Origin of the sequence: Pseudoduganella sp. UC29_71 (assembly GCF_042693265.1) — a bacterium.
Lineage (GTDB): Bacteria > Pseudomonadota > Gammaproteobacteria > Burkholderiales > Burkholderiaceae_D > Rugamonas.
Genome location: NZ_CP170549.1, coordinates 5,313,735 through 5,334,084, shown reverse-complemented (window position 1 = coordinate 5,334,084; position 20,350 = coordinate 5,313,735). Strand labels below are relative to the sequence as shown.

Sequence of the window (20,350 nt, the reverse complement as noted above, 5' to 3'; positions counted from 1 at the left end):
GCTCCCCCTGGCTGCATCCCTGCTGTTGGCCGCCCCTATGGGCATGGCGCAGATGCCCGTGTCCAAGCCCCTGAATCTCCCCAGCCTCGGCGACACCGAGCGGCAGGAGCTGTCGCCGCTGATCGAGCGCAAGCTGGGCGAGGAGATCATGTATGACATCCGCAGCAACAAGGATTACCTGGACGATGCCCCCATCCTCGAATACCTGAACACGCTGGGCAACACGCTGGTGACGGCGCACCCGGGCGCGCGCGGCGAGGCCGGCTTCAACTACTTCTTCTTCGCCGTGCGCGACGGCCAGCTGAACGCGTTCGCGCTGCCAGGCGGCTTCATCGCCGTGCACTCGGCGCTGCTGCTGGCGGCGCAGACGGAATCCGAGCTGGCGTCCGTGCTGGGCCACGAGATCGGCCACGTGGCGCAGCGCCACATCGCGCGCCAGCTGGGGCAGCAAAAGCAGGACGCGCTGATCCCGCTGGCGGCCATGATACTGGCCGTGCTGGCCGCCAAGTCCAGTCCGGACGCGGCCATGGGCGTGATGATGGGCGGGCAGGGCCTGGCCATCCAGCGCCAGTTGAACTTCGGCCGCGACGCCGAGCGCGAGGCGGACCGGGTCGGTTTCCAGATCATGGGCGAGGCGGGCTTCGACACCAGCGGCATGGTGGCCTTCTTCCAGCGCATGCAGACGGCCAGCCGCAACTATAGCGACCTGGTGCCGGCCTATCTGCTGACGCACCCTTTGACCACCGAGCGCATCGCCGACATCCAGGCCCGCATCCGCGAGCAGCCCTACAAGCAGCGGCTCGACAGCCTGGCTTTCTACCTGGTGCGTTCGCGCGCGCGGGTGCTGCAGGACTTGAGCACGCAGGGCCTGGCGGAGTCGATCCAGTATTTCGAGGGTTTGATGGAGCAGGACAACCGCCAGCAGAAGACGGCGGGGCAGTACGGCATGGCGTTTGCCATGTTCAAGAAGAACGATTTCGCGGCGGCGCAGCGCTGGCTGGACAAGGCGCGCGCCACCATCGAGGCGCCGATGCCGGCCGGCGTGTTCGGCATGGGCAAGCGGGATACGGCGCCGACTGTGTTTACGAGTTTGTCGCTGGATATCAAGCTGGCGCAGGAGTCGAATCAGGCGATGATCGCGGCGGCGCTGAAGGAGGCGACGGCGGCGCATCAGCAGTTCCCGCTGTCGCGCGGCATTGCGCACCAGTACGCGGAGGCGATGATCGCGTCCGGCCAGCTGGAGGAGGCGGCGCGCTTCCTGCGCGAGCAGGCGCAGTTCTACAAGGACGAGCCGGAGGTGCATGATTTGCTGGCCAAGGCGTATTCGAAGCAGGGCAAGATGGCTTTGCAGCATATGGCGCTGGCGGAATCTTATACGCTGCAGGGAGGGACGCTGGCGGCGCTGGATCAGCTGAACCTGGCGCGCAAGTCGAAGGATGCGTCGTTTTATGACCAGGCGCAGATCGATGCGCGTGAACGCGAACTCAAGCAGCGGCGCAAGGATGCGATGGGGGATAAGTATAAGGAGCCTTAGGCGGCGCTCGGCGGGTTACGGCTGCGCCTAACCCGCCGGGCGTCAAGGTGCCGCGTCCGGCTGTGGCAGGCGCACAAAGCCGAAGCGGGCAGGGATGTCGGCGCGGCGCAGGCGCTGCACGGGTACGGTGTGCTTGCCGGCGCCCGCGCCGGTGCGCAGGGACAGCGCGGCGGTGGCGGCGCCATCTGCCAGCCACGCCAGCAGCGTCTCGTCGCCGATGGCGTGACCGTCCATCTCCAGCCGTTCCAGGGCCTGCCCCACGTCGCGGTCGTCCAGCTGCGCCACCACGGCGCCGCGCTGCAGCAGCAGTTCGCCATCCTCGGTCAGGTAAGCCGCCTCCGGCTCGCCCAGCGCCTCGCCGGTATGCAGCACAAAGCCCTGCGCCGGATCGGTGCGCGCCACGTACGGCGTGGTCTCCAGGTTCAGGTACACCCGCTGCGGACCGTTCTGGAAATACCAGCAGCCACGCTCGTCGCTCGCGTAATTGCGCACAATAAAGCCCACCAGCGCAGGATTGGTCAGCTTGTCGCCGGGCAGGTTGAAATGCTGCGCGCGCTCGTCGCGCATGCGCCAGTTGCCGCGCGCGTCCAGACCCAGCCAGCCGTAGCAGTGGGGCACGTTCGGCCATTTGGCCAGCGCTTGTTTTACGATGTCATCCATAGTTCAAGCTTCGCACATCTGGCCTTGGCCGGACGCACTGCTGGCGTTCTCGCCTTCGAGGAAATGGATCATGCGCCGGGGCAGCCAGTCCAGCGAGCCGGGCGGCGCGCCCACGGCGAAGCCGACATGGCCGCCTTGCTCCGGATAGTCCAGCAGCACGCTGGCCGCTGCGCGGCGCGGCAAATGGATGCCGGGCAGGAAGGGATCGTTTTTGGCGTTCAGCACCAGGGTCGGCACCGTGATGTCGAGCAGCACGTGCTTGGCGCTGGCGCGGTCCCAGTAGTCGTCGGTATTGCGGTAGCCGTGCAGCGGCGCGGTCACCACGTTGTCGAAGGTGTACAGGTCCTTGGCGGCCATCAGCGCGTTGAGGTCGTACAGGCCGGGGAACTGCTTCAGCTTGGCCACGCACTTGGGTTTCAGCGTGTTCAGGAACATGCGCGTGTAGATGCGGTTGAAGCCGCGCGACAGCGACTCGCCGCCGCGCGCCAGGTCCAGCGGGGCCGACACCGCGCACGCCGCGTCCACGATCTCGGCGCCATGCTGCGACTCGCCCAGCCAGCGCAGCAGCGCATTGCCGCCCAGCGATACGCCGGTGGCGTAAAAACGGCTGCACGCGGCGTCTTTCGCGCGCGCGTGCAGGCGGCGGATGATCCAGTCGATTTCGGCCGCGTCGCCGGAATGGTAGAAGCGCGGCGCCAGGTTGGCCTCGCCCGAGCAGCCGCGGAAGTGCGGCACCGCGCCGGACCAGCCGCGCGCACGCACGTCGGCCATCAGCGAGCGCGCGTAGTGGCTGTCGGACGAGCCTTCCAGGCCGTGGAACAGCACCACGAAAGGCTGGCCGGGCTGGCCGTCGACAAAATCGACATCGATGAAATCGCCGTCCGGCGCCTGCCAGCGCTCGCGGCGGAAGGGCACCGGCGGCTTGCTGATGCAGGTGGCCGGGTAGATGGTTTGCAGGTGGCCGCTGGGCAGCCACAGTGGTGCGGTGTACTTCATGGCTGAACGCGGCTTAGTGCAGCACCTGCGCCGGGTTGTCCACCGGGATAGGACCGGGCGCCACGGACACGTGGCGCAGCACGATGCGCCAGCCCTTCGGCGTCTTGATGTAGACGTTGCTGGCCACCAGGTGGGCCGGCTCGCCGGTGGCGGCGGTGGTGCCCTCGACCACGGAGTGGATCGAGCTCATCAGGTTATGCGTCTCGTGCAGCACCGCCGGCCGGATGTGCAGGCCGCCGTGCTCGAGGATGATGGACCACGATTCGCGGATCGCACGGTGCCCCACCAGGCGCGGGCCGCCCGGGTGGATGCAGGCGATTTCCTCGTCGTCGGCCCACAGCGCCATCAGCGCTTCGACGTCGGCCCGGTTCAGCGCGTCGTAAAAAGCGGCTTCGACTTCGCTTGCGCTACCGTTTAATTGCTTTTTTGGCATGGCAGCCTCCGGGCGGGGTTGGTTAGTGGTGGGGAACCACGGCGCCTGGCTTCAGGCGGTAGGCGGTGCCGCAGTACGGGCACTTGGCCACGCCGTCGTGGTTGAACTCCAGGAATACGCGCGGGTGCGAGGACCACAGCGGCATGGCTGGGTTCGGGCAATGGGCCGGCAGGTCTTTTCCGTCGAGCTCAACTGCTGCGGCTTGGGTGGCTTGGGTCATCTTGGCTATCTCCGTGAAACTTAGGCTGAAAACACCGATTTTAACGGATTCGCGCAATTCCAAGAATCATCGGTAGAATAGCGCCTGATCTACAGTACCGGCCGATGGCGTTCGCTTCCACTGAAACGAGGCGCGCGTGGCAGGAAAACCACATGAACGAAGCCACTCCTGCCCCCGCCGCCGCGTCTCCCCTTGTCGATGTCGCCCTGCACGATGAAGCCGCCTGGCGCGAAGGCCTGCGCACCGGCATTCCCACGCTGTTCGGCATCGGCGCCTGGGGCCTGGTGGTGGGCGTGGCCATGGTCAAAAGCGGGCTGACGGTGCCGCAGGCGCTGGGCATGACGCTGATGGTATTCGCCGGTTCCGCCCAGCTGGCCTCGCTGCCGCTGATCGCCGCCGGCGCGCCGATCTGGGTCATCTTCCTGACCGCCTTCGCCGTCAACCTGCGCTTCGTGATTTTTTCCGTCATCCTGGCGCCGCACTTCGCCGGCCTGCCGTGGCGGCAGCGCTTCGTGCTGGGCTACTGCTCGGGCGACATGACCGCCGCGCTGTTCCTGCAAAAATACCCCACCGAAACGCCGGTGCGCGGCAAAGTGTCCTATTTGAAAGGCCTGATGTACCCGAACTGGGCCGCCTGGCAGATCGGCTCGATTGCCGGCGTGCTGCTGGGCAGCACGGTGCCGGCCGAGTGGGGCCTGGGCTTCGCCGGCACGCTGGCCATCATCTGCATCATGGTGCCGCTGACGGCCAACCGGCCCGCCGTGTGCGGCGTGATCGTGGCCGGCGCGGTGGCGGTGGCCGGCGCCGGCCTGCCGTACAAGCTGGGCCTGCTGGCCGCCGTCATAGTCGGCATGCTCAGCGCCATGGCGGTGGAAGAACTCACGGAAAGGCTCAAACGTGGCTGACTGGGAAATCTGGCTCACCATCGCGGCGCTGGCGGTTGCCACGGCGGCCACGCGCGCCTCGTTCTGGCTCATCGGCCACCACATCGCCATCCCGAAACGGGTCCATGACATGCTGCGCTACGCGCCGGCCTGCGCGCTGGCGGCCATCGTCGCGCCGGACCTGCTGCTGGAGCCGGGCGGCCAGGTCCATATCGGTTTGGACAACCTGAAACTGGTGTCCGGCGCCGTGTCCATCGCGTTTTACGTGGTGCGGCGTAACATGTTGGAAACCATCATTTTCGGCATGGCTTTCTTCACCGCCCTGAGAGTGTTGCATATTTTCTAAGGGAATCGTGCGCTGCGTTGCGGTAGAATAGCGGTCTTTCCAACCTTCGTCCTTTGGGTAGCCATGCAAGCTGTTCTGAACTTCATTCGTCTGCAAGATCTGATCGACCAAAATGCGCTGCAAGGCAAGCGCGTGTTCATCCGCGCCGACTTGAACGTGCCGCAAGATGACGCCGGCAACATCACGGAAGACACCCGCATCCGCGCCTCCGTGCCGGCCATCCGCGCCGCCGTTGCCGCTGGCGCCAAAGTGATGGTCACCTCGCACCTGGGCCGCCCCACCGAAGGCGAGTTCAAGCCGGAAGACAGCCTGGCGCCGGTTGCCAAGCGCCTGTCCGAGCTGCTCGGCCAGCCGGTGGAACTGAAGCAGAACTGGGTGGACGGCGCCGGCCTGGAAAACCTGCAAAACGGCCAGGTGGTGCTGCTGGAAAACGTCCGCGTGAACAAGGGCGAAAAGAAGAATTCGGATGAGCTGGCGCAGAAGATGGCCGCGCTGTGCGACGTCTACGTCAACGACGCTTTCGGCACCGCGCACCGCGCCGAAGCGTCCACCCACGGCATCGCCAAGTTCGCGCCGGTGGCTGCCGCCGGCCCGCTGCTGGCGGCCGAACTGGACGCGCTGGGCAAGGCGCTGGGCGCCCCGGCCCGTCCGCTGCTGGCCATCGTGGCCGGTTCCAAGGTGTCGTCCAAGCTGTCCATCCTGAAGGCGCTGTCCGAAAAAGTGGACGGCCTGATCGTGGGCGGCGGCATCGCCAACACCTTCATGAAGGCGGTTGGCCTGAACATCGGCAAGTCGCTGGTGGAGAACGACCTGGTGGCCGAAGCGAAAGCCATCATCGACATCATGGCCGCGCGCGGCGCCGAAGTGCCGATCCCGCTGGACGTGGTGTGCGCCAAGGAATTCTCGCCCACCGCAGCGGCCACCACGAAAGACGTGGCCGACGTGGCGGACGACGACATGATCCTGGACATCGGCCCGAAAACCGCCAAGCTGCTGGCCGACAAGATCGCCGCCGCCGGCACCGTGGTGTGGAACGGCCCGGTCGGCGTGTTCGAGTTCGACCAGTTCGGCGAAGGCACCAAGACGCTGGCGCTGGCCATCGCCAACTCGAAGGCTTATTCGATCGCCGGCGGCGGCGATACGCTGGCGGCGATTGCAAAATATGACATTACCGATAAAATTGGTTATATCTCGACTGGTGGCGGCGCTTTCCTTGAGTTCCTGGAAGGCAAGACCCTGCCTGCAGTGGAAATCCTGGTTCAACGCGCCTGACCCGTCCCACGGCCGTCGCGCCGGTTCGCACGTAGGGCGGGTTAGCGCCGCAGGCGCGTAACCCGCCAACTCCGCAAAGGAACTTTATGTCCCGTGGTACCAAAATTGTCGCCACCATCGGCCCCGCTTCCACCGACTTCGGCATCCTGGTCAAAATGATACGGGCCGGCGTTGACGTCGTGCGCCTGAATTTCTCGCACGGCAAGGCGCAGGACCATATCGAGCGCGCCGCGCTGGTGCGCAAGGCCGCCGCCGAGTGCGGCCGCGAGGTGGCCATCATGGCGGACATGCAGGGACCGAAAATCCGCATCGGCAAGTTCGAGCATGGCCGCATCGAGCTGGCCAACGGCGACAAGTTCATCCTGGACGCGAAGTGGGGCGAGAACGGCGAACTGGGCAACCAGGAGCGCGTGGGCCTGGACTACAAGGCGCTGCCGACCGACGTGCGCGCCAGCGACGTGCTGCTGCTGAACGACGGCCTGATCGTGCTGGTGGTGGACCGCATCAGCGGCAGCGAAATCCACACCACCGTGAAGATCGGCGGCGACCTGTCCAACAACAAGGGCATCAACCGCCAGGGCGGCGGCCTGACCGCGCCGGCCCTGACCGCCAAGGACATGGAAGACATCAAGACCGCGATGAGCTTCCAGTGCGACTACCTGGCCATCTCCTTCCCGAAAAGCGCCACCGACATGGCCATGGCGCGCCAGCTGGCCAATATCGCCGGCGAGCCTTACCACCACAAGCCGATGATGATCGCCAAGATCGAGCGCGCCGAAGCCATACCGGCGCTGCAGGAGATCCTGGACGCGTCCGACGGCATCATGGTGGCGCGCGGCGACCTGGCCGTGGAAGTGGGCAACGCCGCCGTGCCGGCGCTGCAAAAGCGCATGATCAAGATGGCGCGCGAATCGAACAAGCTGGCCATCACCGCGACCCAGATGATGGAATCGATGATCGTCAACGCCGTGCCGACCCGCGCCGAAGTGTCCGACGTGGCCAACGCCGTGCTGGACGGCACCGACGCGGTCATGACCTCGGCCGAAACGGCCTCCGGCAAATACCCGATCGAGACCGTGGAAATGATGGCCGCGATCTGCGTCGAGGCCGAACAATCCGAATACAACAAGCTGGACGCCGACTTCCTCAACGTCCGCTTCACCCGCATCGACCAGTCCATCGCCTACGGCGCGCTGTTCACCGCGCACCACCTGCGCGTGAAAGCCATCGTGGCGCTGACCGAGTCCGGCTCCACCGCGCTGTGGATGAGCCGCCACAGCATCGACACCCCGATTTTCGCGCTCACGCCGAGCGTGACCACCGCCCGCAAGGCTTCGCTGTACCGCAACGTGCGCGCCTACCAGCTGGCGCAAGGCGCCGAGAGCGCCGTCGTGCTGCGCCAGGCGGAAGAGCTGCTGGTGGAGTACGGCATCGTCAAGAAGGGCGACATGATCGTGGTCACCTGGGGCGAGCCGATGGGCCAGGTGGGCGGCACGAATGCATTGAAGATAGTGAAGGTGGGCGAGTTCTCCTGACCATTCGCCTGATTTCCGCACCGATTTTTTTATTGTTTGGAGTAATACCATGTCCCTCGTATCCATGCGCCAACTGCTGGACCATGCCGCTGAAAACGGCTATGGCATCCCTGCATTCAACGTCAACAACCTGGAGCAAGTGCAGGCCATCATGGCTGCCGCCGATGCTCTGAACAGCCCGGTCATCATGCAAGCGTCGGCCGGCGCCCGCAAATACGCAGGCGAAGCCTTCCTGCGCCACCTGATCGACGCCGCCGTCGAAGCCTACCCGCACATCCCTGTCGTCATGCACCAGGACCACGGCCAGTCGCCGGCGGTGTGCATGGCCGCGATCCGCTCCGGCTTCACCTCGGTGATGATGGACGGCTCGCTGGAAGCGGACGGCAAGTCGGTCGCCTCCTACGAATACAACGTGGACGTGTCGCGCGAAGTGGTGAAGTTCTCGCACGCCATCGGCGTGACGGTGGAAGCGGAACTGGGCGTGCTCGGTTCGCTGGAAACCATGAAGGGCGACAAGGAAGACGGCCACGGCGCCGAAGGCACCATGACCCGCGAAATGCTGCTGACCGACGTGGCGCAAGCGGCCGACTTCGTGCAGCGCACCCAGTGCGACGCGCTGGCCATCGCCATCGGCACCTCGCACGGCGCCTACAAGTTCACCCGCAAGCCGACCGGCGACATCCTGGCGATCGACCGCATCAAGGAAATCCACGCCCGCATCCCGAACACCCACCTGGTGATGCACGGCTCCTCGTCGGTGCCGCAGGAACTGCTGGCCATCATCCGCGAATTCGGCGGCGACATGAAGGAAACCTACGGCGTCCCGGTTGAAGAGATCCAGGAAGGCATCCGTCACGGCGTGCGCAAGATCAACATCGACACCGACATCCGCCTGGCCATGACCGCCGCCGTGCGCAAGTTCATGTTCGAGAACCCATCCAAGTTCGACCCGCGCGACTTCCTCAAGCCGGCCCGTGCCGCCGCCGAAGAAGTGGTGCGCGCGCGCTTCCAGGCCTTCGGCTGCGAAGGCCAGGCCGGCAAGATCAAGCCGCTGCCGCTGGAAAAAATGGCCGAGCGTTACAAGGCCGGCGCCCTGGCGCAGATTGTGAAGTAAAATTCTGTCTGGAACGGGCCGGGGGCACCCCCGGCCCGATTTTCTTGACCGGCGGGCATGCATACCCGTGCGCCGGTTTCGCTTTATCTTTGCGTTATCTTTCCTCTCCCCCCGCTATGAACAGCCTTTACCAATCCTCCATCAAGTCCCTGCCACTGCTCGGCCACGGCAAAGTCCGCGATAACTACGCTGTCGGCGACGACAAGATCCTGATCGTCACCACCGACCGCCTGTCGGCGTTCGACGTCGTCATGAACGAACCGATTCCGGGCAAGGGCATGGTCCTGAACCAGATGAGCGATTTCTGGTTCGAGAAACTGGGCCACATCGTGCCTAACCACCTGACCGGCGTTGCGCCTGAGTCCGTGGTGGCCGCCGATGAGGTGGAGCAGGTCAAAGGCCGCGCCGTGGTGGCCAAGCGCCTCAAGCCCATCATGGTGGAAGCGGTGGTGCGCGGCTACATCATCGGCTCCGGCTGGAAGGACTACCAGGACACCGGCAGCATCTGCGGCATCAAGCTGCCGGCCGGCCTGAAGCAGGCCGAGAAACTGCCTGAACCGCTGTTCACCCCGGCCGCCAAGGCCGACCTGGGCGAGCATGATGAAAACATCAGCTTTGCCGAAATGGAAAGCCGCATCGGCGCCGAACTGGCCGCCAAGATGCGCGACACCAGCATCGCGCTGTACAAGGCCGCCGCCGAATACGCCGCCACCAAGGGCATCATCATCGCCGACACCAAGTTCGAATTCGGCCTGGACGAAAACGGCGTGATGCACCTGATGGACGAAGTGCTGACGGCCGACTCCTCGCGCTTCTGGCCGGCGGATTCCTACCAGCCGGGCATGTCGCCGCCGTCGTTCGACAAGCAGTTCGTGCGCGACTACCTGGAAACCCTGACCTGGGGCAAAACCGCACCGGCGCCTGCGCTGCCGGCGGACGTCATCAACAAGACCCAGGCCAAGTATTTCGAAGCCATTGAACGCCTGACCGGCGAAAAGCTGAAGGTATGAGCATGGCCGACCAGAACAAACCCTTGGTCGGCGTCATCATGGGCTCGTCTTCGGACTGGGACGTGATGCAACATGCCGTGGCCATCCTCAAGCAGTTCGGCGTGCCGTTCGAGGCGCAAGTGATTTCGGCGCACCGCATGCCCGACGAGATGTATGCCTACGCCAAGAGCGCCCGTGCGCGCGGCCTGCGCGCCATCATCGCCGGCGCCGGCGGCGCGGCCCACCTGCCCGGCATGGTGGCCGCCATGACCATCGTGCCGGTGCTGGGCGTGCCCGTGCCGTCCAAGTACCTGCGCGGCGAGGATTCGCTGCTGTCCATTGTGCAGATGCCCAAGGGCGTGCCGGTGTCCACCTTCGCCATCGGCGAAGCGGGCGCCGCCAACGCCGCGCTGACGGCCGTGGCCATGATCGCCGCCACCGACGACGCGCTGGCCGACAAGCTGGAAGCCTTCCGCGTCCAGCAAACCGGCGTGGCCAAGGCCATGACCTTACCGCTTGAATAACGCAATGAGCAATTCGAAGTCTTCACCGCAGTTCACCCCCTTCCTGCCCAGCGCCAATCCGCAAGCCTGGCTGGGCGTGATGGGCGGCGGCCAGCTGGGCCGCATGTTCGCACAAGCCGCGCAAAGCATGGGCTACCAGGTGGCCGTGCTGGAACCGTCCGACGACTGCCCGGCAGGGCAGGTCGCGCAGCGCCTCATCAACGCCGGCTACAGCGACGGCCAGGGCCTGGACGTGCTGGCGGCGCAGTGCTTCGCCGTCACCACCGAGTTCGAGAACGTGCCGGCCGACAGCCTGTCGCGCCTGGCGCAGCACGTGTTCGTGGCGCCCAATGCGCACGGCGTGTCGGTGGCGCAGGACCGCATCGCTGAAAAGCGCTTCTTCGTCGATTGCGCGGCCAAGTCCGGCGTGCAGCCGGCGCCGCACAAGGTGATCGCCGCGCAGGAAGACATCGACGCCATCGATGACGCGCTGCTGCCCGGCATCCTGAAAACCGTGCGCATGGGTTACGACGGCAAGGGCCAGGTGCGCGTGCGCTCGCGCGAGGACGTGCGCGCCGCCTTCGCCGCCATGGGCCAGGTCACCTGCCTGCTGGAGAAGATGCTGCCGCTGGCCTACGAAGTATCGGTGCTGACCGCGCGCGGCGCGGACGGCCAGTCGGTGGTCTATCCGATCGCCGAGAACGTGCACCGCGACGGCATTTTGTTCACCACCACTGTGCCTGGCCCGAACGTGTCGGACGACTGCGCGAAGAAGGCGCAGGCGGCGGCGCAAGCCATCGTGGCCGAACTGGGCTACGTGGGCGTGCTGTGCATCGAGTTCTTCGTGCTGGAAGACGGCTCGCTGGTGGTCAACGAAATGGCGCCGCGCCCGCACAACAGCGGGCACTACACCATGGACGCCTGCGTCACCAGCCAGTTCGCGCAGCAGGTGCGCGCCATGGCGCGCCTGCCGCTGGGCGACGTGCGCCAGCATTCGCCGGCCGTGATGCTCAACATCCTGGGCGACGTCTGGTTCACCGACGACAGCGACGCCACGCGCGAACCGGCCTGGGACCAGGTTCTGGCGCTGCCGGGCGCCAATCTGCACCTGTACGGCAAGGACGACCCGCGCCGCGCGCGCAAGATGGGCCACCTGACCTTTGTCGCGCCGACGCTGGCCGAAGCGCAGCAGCAGTTGCACGCCGCCTGCGCCATCCTGGGCATCGCGCCGTGAGCGGCGCTGCCGTCGACGCGGCCGCCATCCGCGCGGCCACCGTGCTGCTGGAAGCCGGCAAGCTGGTGGCGTTTCCCACCGAGACCGTGTACGGCCTCGGTGCCGACGCCGAAAACCCGCAAGCCGTGGCGGCCATCTACGCCGCCAAGGGCCGGCCGCAGGACCATCCCGTCATCGTGCACATCGCGCCGGGCGCCGACATCGGCTACTGGTGCAGCGACATTCCTGCCGAAGCCTACAAGCTGGCCGAGGCCTTCTGGCCCGGTCCGCTGACCATGATCCTCAAGCGCAACGCCCACATCCCCGACGCCGTTTCCGGCGGCCAGGACACCGTGGGCATGCGCTGCCCCTCGCACCCGGTCGCGATCGCCTTGCTGAGCGCCTTCAAGGGCGGCAAGGGCGGGGTGGCCGCGCCGTCCGCCAACAAGTTCGGCAACGTCAGCCCCACCACCGCGCAGCACGTGCGCGACGAATTCGGCGCCATGGCCTTCGACGACGCGGAAGCGGCCGAAGCCGCCGCGCATGCCTACGCCGCCGCCATCACCGCGCGCATGGCCGACCCGGCCGCTGCCGGCGCCGGCTCCTCCGCAGCGGCCGCCAGCCCTGCCGCCGCTGCACCGGGCGGCGCGCTGCGCCTCGCCGTGCTGGACGGCGGATCCAGCCAGGTCGGCATCGAATCCACCATCCTCGACCTGTCGCGCCTGGCCACGCACGGCCCGGTGCTGCTGCGCCCCGGCCACATCGGCGCGCAGGACATCGCCGACGTGATCGGCGTCATGCCCAACCTGCCCGACCAGACCGCCCCGCGCGCGTCCGGCACGCTGGAATCGCACTACGCGCCGAAAGCCCCGGTGGCCCTGTGCGACAGCGCAGCATTGGCGGACACGCTGGCCAGACTGGCCGCCAAGGGCCGCCAAGCCGCCGTCATCCACTACACGCCGCAGCCGCAAGCAAAGCAAGGCCCGCACCAGCACATGCCCGCCGACGCCGCCGGCTACGCCTTCGGTCTGTACGCCGCGCTGCGCGCCATGGACCAGACCGGCGCCGAACTGATCCTCGTCGAAACGCCGCCACAAACCGACGCATGGTTGGGCGTCAACGATCGATTACGGCGCGCAGCTTTCGGATCTTCTGGTATTGTTGAGACGTTCCTGCAATCGTAAAAGGAACCACGCCGGAGCGGTCCGGCGCGCATAACAAGAAGAGGAGGTCGCCGTGACCCGAACCCGAACCTTGTATGCCTGGATGGCGGCAGCTTTGGCCGCCGCTCCCGCAGCAGCGGCGGCGCAGGACGCGTCCCCGCCGCTGGCGCCGGTCAGCATGCCCCGCCCGGGAGCGCCGGCCGCGCCGCTGCGCGCCGCCCTCCTGCCGCCAGCCGCCCCGGTCATCGCTTCGCCCTCGGCCTTGCCCGCCACCACCGCTTCCACCGCTTCCGCCGCACGCGCCGCCATCCCCTCGCAGACGGCCGCCAGGCCGGCCCCGCCGCGCGGCACGCTGCTCGCCGGCCCCTCGGCCGTCCCCATCGACCTGATTACCGACACGGTCTACAAGCTCGAACCCGGCCTGCTGCGCAACCTGCTGACCCGGCGCGACGGCCTGCTCGCCGTCACCGGCGAACCGCGCTGCGCCATCGCCGTGCACAGCATGCGCTACCAGACCGTAGGCGGACAGGGCGAGCCGGCCGATGCGGGCGGCGTCATCATGCTGCCCTCCGGCGCCGGCCCGGACTGCAGCGGCCCGCGTCCCGTGCTGCTGTACGCCCATGGCACCGTGCTCGACAAAAGCTTCAGCATGGCCCGCCTGAACGGCGAAGCGCGCCTGATCGCCTCCATGTTCGCCGCCCAGGGCTACATCGTGGTCGCCCCGGACTATGCCGGCTACGGCGGCTCCAGCCTGCCATACCACCCCTACCTGAACGCCGAGCAGCAGGCGGCCGACATGGTGGACGCGCTGCGCGCCGCACGCCATGCCTACGCCGCGCTGGGCGCCAGTCCCGCGCCCCAGCTCTTCCTCACCGGCTACTCGCAAGGCGGCTTCGTCGCGCTCGCCACCCAGCGCGCCATCCAGCTGCACCACAGCGACGAATTCACGGTCACGGCCACCGCCGCGCTGTCCGGCCCCTACGCGCTGGTGAAAATGGCCGACAACATCTTCAGCGGCCACCCCAACACCGGCGTCACGTCCTATCTGCCGCTGCTCACCACCTCCGGCCAGCGCGCCGGCGCCGCCCTGTATGCCGCGCCGGAAGACCTGTACGAAGCGCGCTACGCCAGCGGCATCGAAACCCTGCTGCCCAACAAGGTGCGGCTGGACGACCTGGTCAGCAAAGGCAAGCTGCCCAAGGGCGGCGCCCTGTTCGCGCGCGACTCGCAACCGCAGGCGGCCGACGCTTCGGCCTTCTTCGCCGACCGCAACCTGGTGCGTACCAGCTACCGCAACGCCTACCTGCAGGACATGGCCAGCAACCCGTGCGAGCGCGACCCGGCCGACCCGCTGGCCTGCACCCCGCAGCACAACCTGCGCAAATGGATGCAGAAGAACGACCTGCGCACCTACGCCCCGTCGACGCCGCTGATGCTGTGCGGCGCCGGCAAGGACCCGGTGGTTCCCTTTGCCAATGCGGCAGCGACCTCGGCCTACTTCCAGGCCCGCGGCGCGGCCCCGGTGCTGGTGGACCTGGAAACGCCGGTGGCGGATGATCCCTATTTGCCGTTCAAGCAAGCTTTCGCGCGCGAACGCGACAAGTTGCGCGCCGATGCTGTCAAAAAGGGTAGTGATCCTGTCAAGGCAGTGTCCGATCGATACCACAGCCGCCTGGCCGCGCAGTTCTGCCTGATGTCCGCCCGCAGCTTTTTCCAGTCCGCCATGCCCTGACTCTGCTATGCTGATTTGACGTGAAAATCAGCGGAGTAGGGCATGTTTTACCAGAAGTTTATTGCATTGTCGGTACTGGCGGTTGCTGTGGCCGCTTGCGGCGGCGGCGCCGGCGGCAGCGGTGTCAGCGTCGGCGCGCCCGGCAATACCAGCCCTGTGGTGGTCGCGCCGCCCCCGCCGCCCTCGCTGCGCGGCAACCTGGTGGGCGGCCCGGTCGCCGTGTCCAGCTACGACGCGCAGACGCTCAAGCAGATGCTGGAGAACGCCCAGCTTGGCATGAGCGGCATCACCAGCACGCCCGTCTGCGCCGTCAGCACCCACACGGTGCGCTACCGCACCATAGGCTCGGCCGGCGAGGACACCGAAGCCAGCACCGCCGTCATGCTCCCCTCCGGCAGCGACCCCGCCTGCAGCGGTCCGCGCCCTGTGCTGTTGTACGCGCACGGCACCTCCCCGCTGAAGAGCTATGACATGAGCAAGCTGGACGGTACTGAAGCGCGCATGATCGCCGCGATCTTCGCCGCCCAGGGCTACATCGTGGTCGCCCCCAACTACGCGGGCTACGCCGGCTCCAGCCTGGCCTACCACGCCTACCTGGACGCCGAGCAGCAATCGGCCGACATGGTGGACGGCCTGCGCGCCGCGCGCGCCGTGTTCAGCCAGATGGGCGCCAGCGCGTCCGCCAAGCTCTACGTCACCGGCTACTCGCAGGGCGGCTTCGTGGCGCTTGCCACCCAGCGCGCCATGCAGACGCGCCACGCCGCCGAATTCGCCGTCACGGCCGCCGCCGGCCTGTCCGGCCCCTACGCGCTGCTCAAGTTCGGCGACACCATGTTCGGCGGTGCGCCCACCTTGGGCGCCACCGCCTTCCTGCCCATGCTGGCGAACGCCGCCCAGCACGCCGGCGCGCGCCTGTACGCCAGCCCCGGCGACATGTACGAGGCGCCGTACGCGGCCGGCATCGAAACCATCCTGCCCGGCACGCTGGGCCTGGGCGAACTGGCCAGCCAGGGCAAACTGCCCGCCAGCGCGTTGTTCGCGTGGAACTCCGCGCCGCAGGCGGCCGGCAGCAAGCAGTTCTTCAACGACGGCAACCTGGTGCGCACCAGCTACCGCGACGGCTACACCGCCGACATGCAGCTGCGCGCCTGCGGCGACAGCAATCCCGCCAGCGCGCTGGGCTGCGCGCCGCAGCATCCGCTGCGCCAGTGGCTGAAGAAAAACGACCTGCGCAACTACGTGCCTAGCATACCGCTACTGTTGTGCGGCGGCGACGCCGACCCCATCGTCCCGTACTACAACACCAGTGCGGCGGCCGGCTATTTCGGCGCGCAAAACATGGCCGCCGCGCTGCATGTGGTCAATGTCGATTCCACCCCGTCGCTGTTCGGCGACGACTATGCCCAGCCCAAGCTGGGCTTCCTGGCCGCCAAGGCTGCGGTACGCGCCGACGCCGCCCTCAGCGGCGGCTCCGGCGACGCCGCCGTGCGCGACGCCTACCACGCCGGCCTGGTGGCGCCATTCTGCCTGCGCGCCGCCCGCGACTTCTTCCGCGCCCGCTGAGTTGTTCTAAATCAACAACACCTCGTGCCGTTCAGGCTAGAGTGTCAATTTACAAAAATGCGCTATACATCCGCAGTTCGGACTGGCATATTAACTGGGTTGCAAATAGCACGCCCGTGCGTTTAAAACAAGAAAATTTTTTCAGGAGACACAATGCGTCACACCAAACTCGCCTTGGCAGTCATGGCCTCGGCAATTCTGGCCGCTTGCGGCAGCGGCAGCCCAACCGGCGGCAAGCAAGACCTCAAAGTTAAATTCGCCTCCCAGGTATCGTTCGGCGACAGCCTGTCCGACGTCGGCACCTACAAGGTCGGCACCGTGGCGGCGCTGGGCGGCGGCAAATTCACCATCAACGGCGACAATACCGCCGCCAACCCTGCGCTGACCGGCAAGATCTGGATCGAGTTGCTGGCCGCCCAGTTCGGCCTGCCAGCTCCGTGCGCCGCGCAGACCGGTTTGGAAGGCAATGCCGCCAAGGGCTTCAGCGTACCGGTACAAAACCACACCGGCTGCTACGCCTATGGCCAGGGCGGCGCGCGCGTCACCAATCCTGTCGGCGAAGGCAACAAGGCCACCGGCAGCGAAGTGGGCGCGCTGACCGTGCCGGTGGTCACCCAGGTCAAGAACCACCTGGCCGCCGTCGGCGGCAAGTTCAAGGGCGACGAGATCGTCTTCATGTGGGGCGGCAATAACGACCTGCTGGTCGGCCTGGGCGGCCTGTCCGCAGCGGCCACCGCCGCCGGCACCGCCGCCGGCAACACCGCCTTCGCCAACAGCCTGATTGCCCAGCTGGCGGCCGGCGCCACCAATCCGCAAACCGCTGCCGCCTCCATCGGCCTGGCCCTGGCCACCGAAAACGCGCGTCCCGGCCATACCGAGACGTCGGTGGTGACCGCCGCCGTGACCGCCGCCGTCATGGCCGGCAACACCGCAGCCGCGTCGCCGACCACGCAAGCCACCATCATCGCCAAGGCCAAGGCCGACGGCGCTGCCGCCGGCGCCAAAGCCGGTGCCGACTACGCCGCCGCCAACGGCCCGGCGCTGGTGCCCACCATGGTCACCGCGGCCAAGGAAGTGTCCGCGCTGGTGAAAAACCAGCTGCTGGCCAACGGCGCCAAGTATGTGGTGGTCAACAACATTCCGGACGTGGCCAACACGCCGTCCGGCCTGTCGCAGTCGGAATCGTCGCGCGCGCTGATCAACGCCATGGTGAAAGCCTTCAACGACACGCTGACCGCCGAACTGGGCACCACCGACAGCGTGCTGATCATCGACACCTTCAGCGAAAGCCACAACCAGTCCACCAATCCGGCGCCATACGGCCTGACCAATGTCAAGGACACCGCCTGCGACCTGGCCAAGAGCCCGCTGGGCAATTCGCTGAGCTGCAACGCGACCACCCTGAAAGCCGGCGATGTCAGCCACTACTCGTACGCCGACACCGTGCACCCGACCCCGTTCCTGCACCAGCTGCTGGCGCGCTACGTGGCCGAGAAGATGGTCGTCAAGGGCTGGCTGTAATCACTGCATTTCTGGAGACATAACAAGATGAAAATTCGCATCAATAGTGCAGTGAAAGTGCTGGCGCTGGCCGCCGCCATGGGCGCCGCCTCGGGCGCCTCGGCGCAGGCAGCGGGCGAGTGGGTGGTGAAGGCCGGTATCAACAAGATCACGCCCAAGGTCAAGAGCGGCAACGTCAGCGCCCCGGCGCTGCCTGAGAGCAAGGCCGACATCGGTTCGGACACCCAGCCCATCTTCACCGTCGGCCGCATGCTGACCGACAACATCGCGCTGGAACTGGACCTGGGCCTGCCGTACAAGCACAAGATCTATGGCGCCGGCTCGCTGGAAGGTACCGGCCAGCTGGCCAGTTCGGAAGTGCTGCCGCCGACCGTGTTCCTGCAATACCACTTGTTCGAGCCGGCCGCCAAGATCCGCCCCTACGCCGGCGTCGGCGCCACCTACGCCTACTTCCGCAAGGAAACCGGCTCCGGCCAGCTGACCGCGCTGCTGAATCCGGGCGGCCCGCCATCGACCTTCTCGATGAAGAACAAGTGGGCCGCCAGTGTCCAGCTGGGCGCCTCGGTGGCCATCGACGCCAGGTGGTTCGCGGACGTGAACGTGGTCAAGACCAAGCTGAAGACCTCGGCCCGCTACTCCACCGGCCAGACCATGGACGCCGCGCTGGACCCGCTGGCCTTCAGCGTCACCGTCGGCTACCACTTCTAAGCGCAGCGCCAGGCGAAAAAAAACCGCCCCCGGCGGTTTTTCCTGAAAATGGAGCCAGGGTTAATTATTTAATTAACCCTGGCTCCATTTTTTTAGAGTTTATTGGAAGGCCTGGATGCCGGTCTGGGCGCGGCCGAGGATGAGGGCGTGGATGTCGTGCGTGCCTTCGTAGGTGTTCACCACTTCCAGGTTGACCATGTGGCGGATGACGCCGAACTCGTCGGAAATGCCGTTGCCGCCCAGCATGTCACGGGCGACGCGGGCGATGTCCAGCGACTTGCCGCAGGAGTTGCGCTTCATCATGGAGGTGATTTCCACGGCGGCGGTGCCGGCGTCCTTCATGCGGCCCAGCTGCAGGCAGCCCTGCAGGCCCAAGGTGATCTCGGTCTGCATGTCGGCCAGCTTCTTTTGCACCAGCTGGTTGGCGGCCAGCGGGCGGCCGAACTGCTGGCGGTCCATGGTGTACTGGCGCGCGGTGTGCCAGCACGCTTCGGCCGCGCCCAGCGCGCCCCAGGCGATGCCGTAGCGCGCCGAGTTCAGGCAGGTGAACGGGCCTTTCAGGCCGCGCACGTCCGGGAAGGCGTTTTCTTCCGGGCAGAACACGTTGTCCATCACGATTTCGCCGGTGACCGAGGCGCGCAGGCCGAACTTGCCGTGGATGGCGGGGGCGCTCAGGCCGGCCATGCCTTTTTCCAGCACGAAGCCGCGGATCGCGCCTTCGTCGTCCTTGGCCCACACCACGAACACGTCCGCCACCGGGGAATTGGTGATCCACATCTTGGCGCCGGACAGCGCGTAGCCGCCCGGGACCTTCTTGGCGCGGGTGATCATGGAGCCGGGATCGGAGCCGTGGTTCGGTTCGGTCAGGCCGAAGCAGCCTATCCACTCGCCGGTAGCCAGCTTGGGCAGGTATTTCTGCTTCTGCGCTTCGGTGCCGAATTCGAAGATGGGCACCATCACCAGCGACGATTGCACGCTCATCATGGAGCGGTAGCCGGAGTCCACGCGCTCGACTTCGCGCGCGATCAGGCCGTAGCTGACGTAGTTCAGGCCGGGGCCGCCGTATTGTTCCGGGATGGTGGGGCCGAGCAGGCCCAGTTCGCCCATCTCGCGGAAGATGCTGGTGTCCATGCGCTCGTGGCGGAACGCTTCCAGGATGCGCGGCGCCAGCTTGTCCTGGCAGTAGGCGGCGGCGGCGTCGCGCACCATGCGTTCTTCGCTGGTCAGCTGGTCGTTCAGCAACAGGGGATCGTCCCAGTGGAATTGCGCGCGGGCTTGGCTCATCGTGTGTCCTAGTCTCTGGTTATGGTGAATGATTTCAGCATTCTAGAGCGGCGGACGGCGCCGCGCTTTTCAAATGGCGACACCAATTTCCGTTTTTTAGCCCGGCCTCAGCTGATACCCTTGAATTGGCCGCCGTGGAACACCAGCGGCGCCTGCGGGGCCGATTCGCAATGCTCGACCTCGCCCACGAAGATCACGTGGTCGCCTTCCGGATAGCGGCTGCGGTTGTGGCATTCGAACCACGCGGCCGCGCCTTTCAGGATAGGCTGGCCGGTGCGCGACAGCTCGTATTCCACGCTGGTCCACGGGTCTTCGCCGCGGCTGGAGAACAGCTTGGCCAGGTGCGCCTGGTCCGCATTGAGCACATTGATCACATAGTGCGAGTTGCCGCTGAAAATGGGCAGGCTGTTGGCGCCGTTGGCCAGGCTCCATAGCACCAGCGGCGGATCGAGCGACACCGAGTTGAAGGAGCTGGCGGTCAGGCCGCGGAAAGTGCCGTCGGCCAGGCGGGTGGTGATGACGGTGACGCCGGTGGCGAACTGCGACAACGCCTGGCGGAAGTGCAGCGTATCGAATTCACGCGAGTCGGCGCGGGGGGAGCTAATATTCATGAGGAACCTGTATTTTCCAACATTATGCCAAAGAACAGCACTGCACAGCATTTGCAGGTGCATGCGCTG

Annotated in this window: 20 protein-coding genes; 14 read left to right on the top strand and 6 right to left on the bottom strand. The window is 66.5% G+C overall.

Annotation, left to right across the window (positions count from 1 at the left end; translation table 11 throughout):
- The first annotated feature begins 52 nt into the window (after nt 1–52).
- Nucleotides 53–1,534: a M48 family metalloprotease gene (locus ACFJI2_RS23675; RefSeq protein ID WP_377705892.1), complete on the top strand. Its 1,482-nt coding sequence runs from the start codon at nt 53–55 to the stop codon at nt 1,532–1,534.
- Between the two features lie 42 nt (nt 1,535–1,576).
- Here the strand turns inward: ACFJI2_RS23675 and ACFJI2_RS23670 are convergent, their stop codons facing one another.
- From ACFJI2_RS23670 to ACFJI2_RS23655, 4 genes are read right to left on the bottom strand one after another with little or no spacing between them, the layout of a single operon-like run.
- Nucleotides 1,577–2,194, bottom strand: a complete 618-nt coding sequence (locus tag ACFJI2_RS23670; RefSeq protein WP_377702174.1) for a DUF2946 family protein — start codon at nt 2,192–2,194, stop codon at nt 1,577–1,579.
- Between the two features lie 3 nt (nt 2,195–2,197).
- The gene (locus ACFJI2_RS23665) at nt 2,198–3,190 is read right to left on the bottom strand and encodes a YheT family hydrolase (protein WP_377702173.1); all 993 of its coding nucleotides are present in this window, start codon (nt 3,188–3,190) and stop codon (nt 2,198–2,200) included.
- Nucleotides 3,191–3,203: 13 nt separating this feature from the next.
- Nucleotides 3,204–3,623, bottom strand: coding sequence for a YybH family protein (locus tag ACFJI2_RS23660; protein ID WP_377702172.1), 420 nt, complete (start codon nt 3,621–3,623; stop codon nt 3,204–3,206).
- A gap of 22 nt (nt 3,624–3,645) precedes the next feature.
- Complete coding sequence (locus ACFJI2_RS23655; RefSeq protein WP_057152971.1) at nt 3,646–3,843, bottom strand: zinc-finger domain-containing protein; 198 nt, start codon at nt 3,841–3,843, stop codon at nt 3,646–3,648.
- Nucleotides 3,844–3,995: 152 nt separating this feature from the next.
- Between ACFJI2_RS23655 and ACFJI2_RS23650 the strand changes: the two genes are divergently transcribed.
- From ACFJI2_RS23650 to ACFJI2_RS23590, 13 genes are all read left to right on the top strand, one after another.
- Nucleotides 3,996–4,748, top strand: coding sequence for an AzlC family ABC transporter permease (locus tag ACFJI2_RS23650; RefSeq protein ID WP_107873921.1), 753 nt, complete (start codon nt 3,996–3,998; stop codon nt 4,746–4,748).
- Nucleotides 4,741–5,073, top strand: coding sequence for an AzlD domain-containing protein (locus ACFJI2_RS23645; RefSeq protein ID WP_377702171.1), 333 nt, complete (start codon nt 4,741–4,743; stop codon nt 5,071–5,073). The genes ACFJI2_RS23650 and ACFJI2_RS23645 overlap by 8 nt, the downstream gene beginning before the upstream one ends.
- Nucleotides 5,074–5,136: 63 nt before the next feature.
- The gene (locus tag ACFJI2_RS23640) at nt 5,137–6,345 is read left to right on the top strand and encodes a phosphoglycerate kinase (protein ID WP_377702170.1); all 1,209 of its coding nucleotides are present in this window, start codon (nt 5,137–5,139) and stop codon (nt 6,343–6,345) included.
- Nucleotides 6,346–6,431: 86 nt separating this feature from the next.
- Nucleotides 6,432–7,880, top strand: coding sequence for a pyruvate kinase (gene pyk / locus ACFJI2_RS23635; RefSeq protein WP_107873930.1), 1,449 nt, complete (start codon nt 6,432–6,434; stop codon nt 7,878–7,880).
- A 49-nt stretch (nt 7,881–7,929) separates the two neighbouring features.
- Nucleotides 7,930–8,994 carry a class II fructose-bisphosphate aldolase gene (fba, locus tag ACFJI2_RS23630; protein WP_107980291.1) on the top strand — a complete coding sequence of 355 codons (1,065 nt, stop codon included), beginning with the start codon at nt 7,930–7,932 and terminating at the stop codon, nt 8,992–8,994.
- Nucleotides 8,995–9,110: 116 nt separating this feature from the next.
- Nucleotides 9,111–10,004 carry a phosphoribosylaminoimidazolesuccinocarboxamide synthase gene (locus ACFJI2_RS23625; RefSeq protein ID WP_377702169.1) on the top strand — a complete coding sequence of 298 codons (894 nt, stop codon included), beginning with the start codon at nt 9,111–9,113 and terminating at the stop codon, nt 10,002–10,004.
- Nucleotides 10,005–10,006: 2 nt separating this feature from the next.
- Complete coding sequence (gene purE, locus ACFJI2_RS23620) at nt 10,007–10,507, top strand: 5-(carboxyamino)imidazole ribonucleotide mutase (RefSeq protein ID WP_377702168.1); 501 nt, start codon at nt 10,007–10,009, stop codon at nt 10,505–10,507.
- A gap of 4 nt (nt 10,508–10,511) precedes the next feature.
- Nucleotides 10,512–11,720 carry a 5-(carboxyamino)imidazole ribonucleotide synthase gene (locus ACFJI2_RS23615; protein WP_377702167.1) on the top strand — a complete coding sequence of 403 codons (1,209 nt, stop codon included), beginning with the start codon at nt 10,512–10,514 and terminating at the stop codon, nt 11,718–11,720.
- On the top strand, nt 11,717–12,883 hold the full coding sequence (locus tag ACFJI2_RS23610; RefSeq protein ID WP_377702166.1) for an L-threonylcarbamoyladenylate synthase: 1,167 nt from the start codon (nt 11,717–11,719) through the stop codon (nt 12,881–12,883). Before ACFJI2_RS23615 ends, ACFJI2_RS23610 begins: the two co-directional genes overlap by 4 nt.
- 52 nt (nt 12,884–12,935) lie before the next feature.
- Complete coding sequence (locus tag ACFJI2_RS23605) at nt 12,936–14,594, top strand: alpha/beta hydrolase family protein (RefSeq protein WP_377702165.1); 1,659 nt, start codon at nt 12,936–12,938, stop codon at nt 14,592–14,594.
- Nucleotides 14,595–14,636: 42 nt separating this feature from the next.
- A complete protein-coding gene (locus tag ACFJI2_RS23600; protein WP_377702164.1) occupies nt 14,637–16,157 on the top strand; it encodes an alpha/beta hydrolase family protein in 1,521 nt (506 codons plus the stop codon).
- A 153-nt stretch (nt 16,158–16,310) separates the two neighbouring features.
- Nucleotides 16,311–17,678, top strand: a complete 1,368-nt coding sequence (locus tag ACFJI2_RS23595) for an SGNH/GDSL hydrolase family protein (RefSeq protein WP_377702163.1) — start codon at nt 16,311–16,313, stop codon at nt 17,676–17,678.
- A 27-nt stretch (nt 17,679–17,705) separates the two neighbouring features.
- Nucleotides 17,706–18,386 (top strand): OmpW family protein, encoded by a 681-nt coding sequence (locus ACFJI2_RS23590; RefSeq protein WP_377702162.1) that lies wholly within the window; start codon nt 17,706–17,708, stop codon nt 18,384–18,386.
- A gap of 99 nt (nt 18,387–18,485) precedes the next feature.
- Here ACFJI2_RS23590 and ACFJI2_RS23585 read toward each other — a convergent pair whose 3' ends face one another.
- Complete coding sequence (locus tag ACFJI2_RS23585; RefSeq protein WP_107873958.1) at nt 18,486–19,670, bottom strand: acyl-CoA dehydrogenase; 1,185 nt, start codon at nt 19,668–19,670, stop codon at nt 18,486–18,488.
- A gap of 107 nt (nt 19,671–19,777) precedes the next feature.
- Entirely contained in the window at nt 19,778–20,281 is a 504-nt protein-coding gene (locus tag ACFJI2_RS23580; RefSeq protein WP_377702161.1) for a flavin reductase family protein, read from the bottom strand.
- Nucleotides 20,282–20,350 lie beyond the last annotated feature (69 nt).

Excerpts from the sequence above, each read along its gene's own strand:
- ACFJI2_RS23675 (WP_377705892.1), top strand. The coding sequence starts at position 53 with ATGCCCGTGTCCAAGCCCCTGAATCTCCCCAGCCTCGGCGACACCGAG.
- ACFJI2_RS23670 (WP_377702174.1), bottom strand. The coding sequence starts at position 2,194 with ATGGATGACATCGTAAAACAAGCGCTGGCCAAATGGCCGAACGTGCCC.
- ACFJI2_RS23665 (WP_377702173.1), bottom strand. The coding sequence starts at position 3,190 with ATGAAGTACACCGCACCACTGTGGCTGCCCAGCGGCCACCTGCAAACC.
- ACFJI2_RS23660 (WP_377702172.1), bottom strand. The coding sequence starts at position 3,623 with ATGCCAAAAAAGCAATTAAACGGTAGCGCAAGCGAAGTCGAAGCCGCT.
- ACFJI2_RS23655 (WP_057152971.1), bottom strand. The coding sequence starts at position 3,843 with ATGACCCAAGCCACCCAAGCCGCAGCAGTTGAGCTCGACGGAAAAGAC.
- ACFJI2_RS23650 (WP_107873921.1), top strand. The coding sequence starts at position 3,996 with ATGAACGAAGCCACTCCTGCCCCCGCCGCCGCGTCTCCCCTTGTCGAT.
- ACFJI2_RS23640 (WP_377702170.1), top strand. The coding sequence starts at position 5,137 with ATGCAAGCTGTTCTGAACTTCATTCGTCTGCAAGATCTGATCGACCAA.
- pyk (WP_107873930.1), top strand. The coding sequence starts at position 6,432 with ATGTCCCGTGGTACCAAAATTGTCGCCACCATCGGCCCCGCTTCCACC.
- fba (WP_107980291.1), top strand. The coding sequence starts at position 7,930 with ATGTCCCTCGTATCCATGCGCCAACTGCTGGACCATGCCGCTGAAAAC.
- ACFJI2_RS23625 (WP_377702169.1), top strand. The coding sequence starts at position 9,111 with ATGAACAGCCTTTACCAATCCTCCATCAAGTCCCTGCCACTGCTCGGC.
- purE (WP_377702168.1), top strand. The coding sequence starts at position 10,007 with ATGGCCGACCAGAACAAACCCTTGGTCGGCGTCATCATGGGCTCGTCT.
- ACFJI2_RS23615 (WP_377702167.1), top strand. The coding sequence starts at position 10,512 with ATGAGCAATTCGAAGTCTTCACCGCAGTTCACCCCCTTCCTGCCCAGC.
- ACFJI2_RS23600 (WP_377702164.1), top strand. The coding sequence starts at position 14,637 with ATGTTTTACCAGAAGTTTATTGCATTGTCGGTACTGGCGGTTGCTGTG.
- ACFJI2_RS23595 (WP_377702163.1), top strand. The coding sequence starts at position 16,311 with ATGCGTCACACCAAACTCGCCTTGGCAGTCATGGCCTCGGCAATTCTG.
- ACFJI2_RS23590 (WP_377702162.1), top strand. The coding sequence starts at position 17,706 with ATGAAAATTCGCATCAATAGTGCAGTGAAAGTGCTGGCGCTGGCCGCC.
- ACFJI2_RS23585 (WP_107873958.1), bottom strand. The coding sequence starts at position 19,670 with ATGAGCCAAGCCCGCGCGCAATTCCACTGGGACGATCCCCTGTTGCTG.
- ACFJI2_RS23580 (WP_377702161.1), bottom strand. The coding sequence starts at position 20,281 with ATGAATATTAGCTCCCCCCGCGCCGACTCGCGTGAATTCGATACGCTG.